8 protein-coding genes are annotated in these 7,277 nt (G+C 70.3%); 4 read left to right on the top strand and 4 right to left on the bottom strand.

Annotated features, from left to right (window positions below; translation table 11 throughout):
• Positions 1 to 67: 67 nt before the first annotated feature.
• Positions 68 to 676 (bottom strand): alpha/beta family hydrolase, encoded by a 609-nt coding sequence (locus tag ACFWY9_RS38940; RefSeq protein WP_378341244.1) that lies wholly within the window; start codon positions 674 to 676, stop codon positions 68 to 70.
• Positions 673 to 1,440, bottom strand: coding sequence for an SOS response-associated peptidase (locus tag ACFWY9_RS38935; protein WP_378341243.1), 768 nt, complete (start codon positions 1,438 to 1,440; stop codon positions 673 to 675). Before ACFWY9_RS38935 ends, ACFWY9_RS38940 begins: the two co-directional genes overlap by 4 nt.
• 108 nt (positions 1,441 to 1,548) lie before the next feature.
• Between ACFWY9_RS38935 and rsgA the strand changes: the two genes are divergently transcribed.
• The 4 genes from rsgA (at position 1,549) to lepB (ending at position 5,367) form a co-directional block, all read left to right on the top strand.
• On the top strand, positions 1,549 to 2,553 hold the full coding sequence (gene rsgA / locus ACFWY9_RS38930) for a ribosome small subunit-dependent GTPase A (RefSeq protein ID WP_378341242.1): 1,005 nt from the start codon (positions 1,549 to 1,551) through the stop codon (positions 2,551 to 2,553).
• A 78-nt stretch (positions 2,554 to 2,631) separates the two neighbouring features.
• Positions 2,632 to 3,516 carry a hypothetical protein gene (locus tag ACFWY9_RS38925; RefSeq protein ID WP_378329298.1) on the top strand — a complete coding sequence of 295 codons (885 nt, stop codon included), beginning with the start codon at positions 2,632 to 2,634 and terminating at the stop codon, positions 3,514 to 3,516.
• A gap of 64 nt (positions 3,517 to 3,580) precedes the next feature.
• The gene (locus tag ACFWY9_RS38920; protein WP_378329299.1) at positions 3,581 to 4,369 is read left to right on the top strand and encodes a hypothetical protein; all 789 of its coding nucleotides are present in this window, start codon (positions 3,581 to 3,583) and stop codon (positions 4,367 to 4,369) included.
• A gap of 98 nt (positions 4,370 to 4,467) precedes the next feature.
• Complete coding sequence (gene lepB / locus ACFWY9_RS38915; RefSeq protein WP_378329300.1) at positions 4,468 to 5,367, top strand: signal peptidase I; 900 nt, start codon at positions 4,468 to 4,470, stop codon at positions 5,365 to 5,367.
• Here lepB and ACFWY9_RS38910 read toward each other — a convergent pair.
• Both ACFWY9_RS38910 and ACFWY9_RS38905 read right to left on the bottom strand, forming a co-directional pair.
• Complete coding sequence (locus ACFWY9_RS38910; protein ID WP_378329301.1) at positions 5,364 to 5,855, bottom strand: DUF6912 family protein; 492 nt, start codon at positions 5,853 to 5,855, stop codon at positions 5,364 to 5,366. The genes lepB and ACFWY9_RS38910 overlap by 4 nt on opposite strands.
• The gene (locus ACFWY9_RS38905) at positions 5,852 to 7,258 is read right to left on the bottom strand and encodes a wax ester/triacylglycerol synthase family O-acyltransferase (protein ID WP_378329302.1); all 1,407 of its coding nucleotides are present in this window, start codon (positions 7,256 to 7,258) and stop codon (positions 5,852 to 5,854) included. The genes ACFWY9_RS38910 and ACFWY9_RS38905 overlap by 4 nt, the downstream gene beginning before the upstream one ends.
• Positions 7,259 to 7,277: the final 19 nt, after the last annotated feature.

The raw sequence follows: 7,277 nt of genomic DNA, 5'->3' as shown, positions 1-7,277 counted from the left end.
CCTCACGGGCGTCTGACGCCCGTAAGGTGGCCTTAACGGCACGCTCGGGCGCCACCCCCCGCGAGGGTTACGAGAACAGGCGCAGGACGCGGGTCAGCCACTCCGAGGCGGCGCGAGAGACGCCGTCCAGGTCGGCGGTCAGGTTGTGGTCGCCGTCGAGGAGGACGAGTTCGTGGTGCGGGCCCGCCTTCGGTCGCCCGAACGGGTCACGTTCGCCCTGCACCACCAGCGTCGGCACCTCGACGGCGTCGAGTTCGGCCTGGCGGCTCTTCTCCGGCCTGCCCGGCGGATGTTCGGGGAACGCCAGGCACAGCACCGCCACCGCCTGCCCCGCCGACGCCGTCCGGCAGGCGACCCGCGCGCCGGAGGAGCGGCCGCCGAACACCACCGGCAGGCCGTCGAAGCGCTCGGCGAGTTCGTCCGCGACGGTCAGCCAGGCGCTGTCCAGCTGATTCGCGGGCGCGGGGGCACGCCGTCCTGCCACCCGGTAGGGCTGCTCGACCAGCGCCACGTGCACGCCGATCGCCTGCGCGGCGCGGGTCACCGCGACGAGGTCCTTCGCGCCGATCCCGCCGCCCGCGCCGTGCCCGAGCATCAGCACCGCGGTGCCCTCCTCGGCACAGTGCAGCTCGGCCCTCGCCGGGCCGTAGCCGGTGCCGATCTCCAGGGTCGTCATGACCGGGGCGTCTCGAAGAGCGCGTCGTCGTCGAGACGTGGACCGGGGTCGACGCGGTCCAGCAGTTCGGGGCCGTTGTTGCGGACGTTGTTGACCTTCGAGGAAACCGGGCGCAGCTCCAGCGATTCGACGATCTCCGGCGCGGTGGGCACCAGCAGGTCGGTGACGTCGGACCGGTCCGGGTCGAGCCACGGATCCCAGTGCGTCTTCGGCACGATCAGCGGCATCCGGTGGTGGACGTCGGTGAGCTGCCCGGTCGCGTCTGTCGTGATGATCGAGAAGGTGATCAACGGCTCGGCGGCGTCGTCGTCCTTCGGGCGCCAGCTCTCCCAGATCCCGGCGAAGGCGAGCGACGCGGCATCGGGGCCGGTCATGTAGAACGGCTCCTTCTCCTTGCCGGTGCGGCGCCATTCGAACCAGCCGTCGGCCGGGACGAGGCACCGGCGCGAGGACAGCGCGCGGCGGAAGGCGGGCTTCTCCTTCGCCGTCTCGGCCCTGGTGTTGATCATGCGCGAGCCCACCGAAGGATCCTTGGCCCAGAACGGCACGAGGCCCCAGCGCATGAGCCGCAGCGAGCGCTCGGCGGGCTCGTCCTCGAGCACCTGCCCCTCGGCGTCCCGCGGATGCCGCTGGACGACGGTCACCACGTTCTTGGTCGGCGCCACGTTGTGGTCGGTCCTGGCCCGGCCCTCGGTCAGGTCGACCGCCGCGAACTCCTCGATCAGCGCCGCCGGATCCTTCGTGGCGGCATAGCGGCCGCACATCGCCAACCTCCTCGTGTCGGGGTAGCCATCGTTACACGCAGGCCAGGGCCGTGGCGAGCCGCGTGGGATCATTCCGGCAGGGACGGCGACCGGGAGGACGTGGGCGGATTGGCGCGGAGCGACTGGCGCAGGCTGGACGAATCCGATGTGCGGGTGCGTCCCGGCAAGGGCACCAGGCCACGCAGCAAACGCCGTCCCGAACACGCCGACGCCGTCACCGCGATGGTCATCGGCAAGGACCGCGGCCGCTGGACCTGCGCTATCGACGCCGATCCCGGCCGGGTGATCACCGCGATGCGGGCCCGCGAGCTGGGGCGGGTGTCGGTCGTGGTCGGCGACCGGGTCGCGGTCGTCGGCGACGTCAGCGGCCGGCCGGACACACTGGCCAGGATCGTGCGGGTCGAGGAGCGGGCCAGCGTGCTGCGCCGCACGGCCGACGACACCGACCCGTACGAGCGTGTCGTGGTGGCCAACGCCGAACAGCTGCTCATCGTGACCGCGCTGGCCGATCCGCCGCCGCGCGCGGGGTTCATCGACCGCTGCCTCGTGGCCTGTTACTCCGGCGGCGTCGAGCCGATCCTGTGCCTGACCAAGGCGGACCTCGCCGGCCCCGAAGAACTGCTCGCCGGTTACGCGGGCCTCGACATCCCGGCGCTGGTGACCCGCTACGACGAGGAGCCCGCCGGGCTCGCCGAACGCCTCAAGGGCCGGGTGACCGCGCTGGTCGGGCATTCCGGCGTGGGCAAGTCCACTTTGGTCAATCGGCTGGTGCCCGACGCCGGGCTGGCCACCGGGGTGGTGAGCGCGGTCGGCAAGGGACGTCACACCTCCGTCGCCGCAGTGGCGCTGCCGCTGCCCGACGGCGGCTGGGTGGTCGACACGCCGGGCGTGCGGTCGTTCGGTCTCGCGCACGTCACCGCCGACGACATCGTGCAAGCCTTCGAGGAATTCGCCGAGGCGGCCGAGGAATGCCCGTCCGGCTGCGGTCACCTCGGGCCGCCCGAAGATCCGGACTGCGCACTCGACGACATCGTCGCGGAAGGCGAGGCCAGGGCGGACCGGCTGCTTTCCCTCCGGCGGCTCCTCGCTTCCCGTGGCGGGCTCGAGTCGTAAAGCGGACGTGTGGTAACTCTTTCCTCATTCGGGCGATAACCCGGATGGAGTACATCCACCACTGAGGGGGCACAGACCTTGCGCAAGACCACTCTCGTCGCGGCCGGAGCCGCGCTCGTCCTCACGCTCACCGCGTGCGGCGGGAACAGCGGCGGTACCGGCACCGACACCAAGGCTTCCGGCGACGGCAAGGGCTTCGGCCTCGCCGCGCCGTTCAGCGACGCGCTCCAGCTGGCCAGCGCGTCCAAGGAGGGCACACAGAAGTCCAAGTCGGCGAAGATGACCATGGAGTCGTCGGACCCCGCGAAGACCATCAACATGAACGGCGCCGTCAAGTTCGACGGCCAGAACACGGCCATGGCGATGACCATGGACCAGGCGGGCCAGCAGATGGAGGTCCGCCTCGTCGACAAGGTCCTCTACATGAAGATGCCGCCCGAGCAGCTCCAGAAGATGGGCACCGGCAAGAGCTGGGTGAAGATCACCCCGAACGGTGACGACCCGATCTCCAAGGCGATGGGCAGCTCCCTGGCGCAGAGCTCCGAGCAGAGCGACCCGACCAAGATCCTGGAGCAGATCGGGAACGGTGGCAAGATCATCAGCTCGGACCAGACGCAGCTGAACGGCGAGCCGGTCAACCACTACGTCGCCGAGATCGACATCTCCAAGAACCTCGACAAGGTGCTGGAGAGCGCGCCCGCGGAGGCGAAGTCGCAGCTCGCCGACAAGCTCAAGGGCGTCAAGATGCCGGTCGAGCTGTGGCTGAACAAGGACCAGCTGCCGGTGCAGATGGTGCTGGACAGCTCCGCGGTGGCCAAGGCGGCCGGCGCGCCGGGTGGCGCGAGCGAGGCGGGCAAGATCACCGTCAAGTACACCGACTGGGGTAAGCCGGTCGACGTCACGGCCCCGCCCGCCGACCAGGTCGCGGACCTCAGCGAGATGATGAAGACCGGCGGCCGCTGAGATCGACTTTCCGTAGCATGGGTCCCCCGAACGTGTTCGGGGGACCCATGCTTGTCTGGACCGCATGTGGAAACCGGCCGCCGCGCTCGTGTGCGTGCTCCTGCTCGGCGCGTGCGGCGGCGACGACACGCCACCCGCGATGACCGACGCGAAGGCGCTCGCCGACGCGGCGCGAACGGGCACGATCGCGGGACGCTCGGCGAAGTTCGGCACCGACGTCAACGCGGGCACCGTCAAGTCGAAGGGGCAGGGCCAGGCGCTGTTCGCCGAAGGCGGCACCACGTTGTCGATGACGACCGACGTGCTCGGTGACCCGCTCGAACTCCGCCTGGTGCAACAAAAGCTCTTCGTGAAGGTGCCCGAGGGGTCACGCGGCGACGAGGACGACAAGCCGTGGATCACCGTCTCCCCCGACGGCACCGACCAGTTCTCCCAAGTGCTCGGCGGCAGCCTCGGCCAGCTGGCCGAGCAGAACGATCCACTTCGGACGATCGGCCAGATCCGCTCCGCGGGCGCCATCACGATGGCCGAACGCGGCGACCTCGACGGGATGTCCGTCGAGCACTACTGGCTCAAGCTCGACCTGGAAAAGCTCGGCGGTCAGCTACCCGCCGGGCTGTCGGCGGAGGCCGTGTCGCAGTTGCGGGGCAAGGCCGGTTCGTTCGGCATGGAACTCTGGATCGACGACGCGAACCGGCCCCGGCAGATCGTCGTCGACCTCTCACCGATCCTCACCGCCGCCGGCGCGCCGGACGGGGCGAGCGCGCGGATCACCACCCGCTACACGGACTGGGGCACCGCCGTCGACGTGCAGGCACCTCCCGCCGAACAGGTCGGGACCACGCCCAGCTGAGCGATACGTCCGGTTCGGCGGGCTCCGGTTCACCCGGCACGGGGGAAGTTGGCCACCGGTTCACGCCGTGCCGACTCGATCACCGATAGCGTGACACCGTGGTGGAACCCGTATCGCGGAACGCGGCTGAAGACGACCCCGATGGCCAGGACCGGGACAAGGCAGGTGGCAGGCCGAAGAAGAAACGGTCGTTCTGGGTGGAGCTGCCGATCCTGCTCGTGATCGCGCTCGTGCTCACGATCCTGATCCAGACGTTCCTCGCGAAGGTCTTCCTCATCCCGTCGGGGTCGATGGAGACGACGCTGCACGGCTGCACCGGCTGCACCAACGACCGGGTGCTCGTCGACCGGGTCACCTACGACTTCACCGATCCGTCGCCGGGCGACGTGGTGGTGTTCAAGGGCCCGGAAACCTGGTCGACGCACGAAATCGCTTCGCAGGAGTCGAGCAATATCGTGGTCAAGGCGCTGCGCGGGCTCGGCTCACTGGTCGGGTTCGCGCCGCCGGACGAACAGGACTTCGTGAAGCGGGTCATCGCCACCGGTGGCCAGACCGTGCAGTGCTGCGACACGAGCAACCGGGTCATGGTGAACGGGAAAGCGCTCGACGAGCCGTATGTCCATTGGGAAGGCGAGATCAATCCCAAGCGGCAGCAGTTCGCTCCGGTCACCGTGCCGCAGGGCAGTGTCTGGGTGATGGGCGACAACCGCAACGACTCGTGCGACTCGCGCTGCCAGGGCGGCGGCGGTCTCAACGGGACGGTCCCGGTGTCCAACATCATCGGCAAGGCGCGGATCATCGTGCTGCCGCCGAGCCGGTGGGGCGGCATCACCGACCACGACCCGCAGGCGGCCGCGCAACCGGTCGCGCTCGGCGCCCCCGCGTGGCAGAGCGGCCTCCCGCTCGGGGTCGGGGTGGCCGCCGCCTGGCCCGTGCTGTTCACCGGGCGGAAGCTGGTCTCCGGGGTCCGGAAGGCGACGGGCCGGAAGCGCCGTTAGAGGAGTTCGAGCAGGAACGGGAGTTCCTGCGGTGCGTACCAGGCGAGCTCGTGGTCTTCGGCGTCGCCGAGGGTGAACTCCGCGTCGGGGTCACCGAGGTCGGCGGCGTCGATCACCGCGGCCGCCGCGGTGACGGCGTCCTCGGCCTCGGCCGCGTCGACGTGGATCGCCGCGATGTCCTTCAGCAGCACCGGACCGGCGAGCCGCACGACGGCGTCGTCGAGATCGGGCCGATGGGTCGCGCCCTCGACGTCGGCGGACACCACGGCCCGCCGCGGTTCGCCCTTCTCCTCGGCCGCGATCAGCCGCAGCGACGCCCGCGCGGCGTCGAGCAGTGCCGCGTACTCCAGCTCCTCGTCGGAACCACTCGCGTAGGCCTCGCGCAGCGCGGGCGTGAGCGCGAACGCCGTCCCGCTCCGCGCGCGGAACTCACCGGTGGTGTTCAGCTCACGCAACATCGCGATCGTGGCAGGCAGATAGACCCTCACCAGTGCGCACCCTTCAGCTCTTCCAACGATTCCTCGATCATCCCGGCCACCAGCTCCACATCGCTGACGGCCTTGCGGTCGCCGTTGAGTCCGAAGTAGACGCCGCCGTGATACGAGCTGACCCCGATCGCGAGCGCCTGGTTGCGCATCAGCGGCATCACCGGGAACATCTCGACCATCCTGGCCTCCCCCGCGTACATCGGCATCTGCGGGCCGGGCGAATTCGTCACCATGAGGTTGAAAATGCGCCCGGAGAGTGACCCCGCCGCCCTCGCCCCGAGCGAATGCAGCGTCGCCGGGGCGAACCCGCCGACCTTGAGCAGCCCCCGCGCGGCGACCGAACGGCCCGAGTCGAGATGGTCGGCCATGGCGTGCCCGATGTGCTGCAGCCGCAGTACCGGGTTCGGCTCGCCGACCGGCAGGTCCACCAGGTAGGCCGCGACCTGGTTGCCGACCAGCGCCGGTGTCGAGTACTCGGCGGTCTCCGCGTCGCGGACCGCCATCGGCGCCAGCGCGCGCACCGTGTCCGTCGGGTTCAGCGTCTCGCCACGGGAAAGCAGCCATTCCCGCAGCGCGCCGGTGATGGCGGCGAGCACCACGTCGTTGACGGTGCCGCCGTGCTCGGCGCGGATCTTGCGGAAATCCTCCAGCCGGGTGCGGACCACCGCGAACATCCGTCCGCCGGAGACGCGGACGTTCAGCGGCCCGGACGGCGCGGGATGGACCACGGTGCGCAGCGTCGTGGCGACGCCGCCGAGTGCCTCCGCGACCTTCCCCGCCGTCGCGACCGCGTCGTTGGCCGCGGAGCGGACGTTCTCCACCAGCTCGGTCGGGCGCTGCACGGTCTCGCTGACCGCGTCGAGGATCAGCTGGGTACGGCTCGGCTCGCGCCGCGGTGTCCAGACGTCGTCGAACGGCTCCACTTCGGCGGGTGTGGGGTCGAGGACGATCTGGCCGAGCTCGATCGTGCCCACACCGTCCACAACGGACTGATGGGTCTTGGTCACCAACGCGACCCTGTCCCCGCCGAGCCCCTCGATGAAGTACGCCTCCCAGAGCGGGCGTTCCGGCGCCAGCCGCCGCGACATCAGCCGGGCGACGAGGTCGAACAGCTGCTCGTCGCTGCCCGGCTGGGGCAGCGCGGAGCGGCGGACGTGGTAGTTGAGGTCGAAGTCGACGTCGTCCACCCACACCGGGCGCGCCAGGTGTCCCGGCACCTCCAGCACACGCTGCCGGTACCGCGGCAGGAACGCCAGGCGCTGGCCGATCAGGGCGAGCATCTGCTCGTAGCCGAACCCGGAACGCGGGCGCTCGAAGATCGCCACCCCGCCGACGTGCATCGGGGTCGCGTGGTCCTCGACGTACAGGAACGACGCGTCCAGCGCGGAAAGGCGGTCGGGCATGGGCCGATCCTTACACAAT

The sequence above is a fragment of the Amycolatopsis sp. NPDC059027 genome (assembly GCF_042739735.1).
In the GTDB taxonomy this organism is placed as follows: domain Bacteria; phylum Actinomycetota; class Actinomycetes; order Mycobacteriales; family Pseudonocardiaceae; genus Amycolatopsis.
The sequence above is the reverse complement of the archived record's forward strand: the minus strand, read 5'-3'. Positions and strand labels throughout refer to the sequence as shown.

Bases quoted from the DNA above. Each gene is read 5' to 3' on its own strand.
- ACFWY9_RS38905 (WP_378329302.1), bottom strand. From the start codon at position 7,258: ATGCCCGACCGCCTTTCCGCGCTGGACGCGTCGTTCCTGTACGTCGAG.
- ACFWY9_RS38940 (WP_378341244.1), bottom strand. From the start codon at position 676: ATGACGACCCTGGAGATCGGCACCGGCTACGGCCCGGCGAGGGCCGAG.
- ACFWY9_RS38920 (WP_378329299.1), top strand. From the start codon at position 3,581: ATGTGGAAACCGGCCGCCGCGCTCGTGTGCGTGCTCCTGCTCGGCGCG.
- ACFWY9_RS38935 (WP_378341243.1), bottom strand. From the start codon at position 1,440: ATGTGCGGCCGCTATGCCGCCACGAAGGATCCGGCGGCGCTGATCGAG.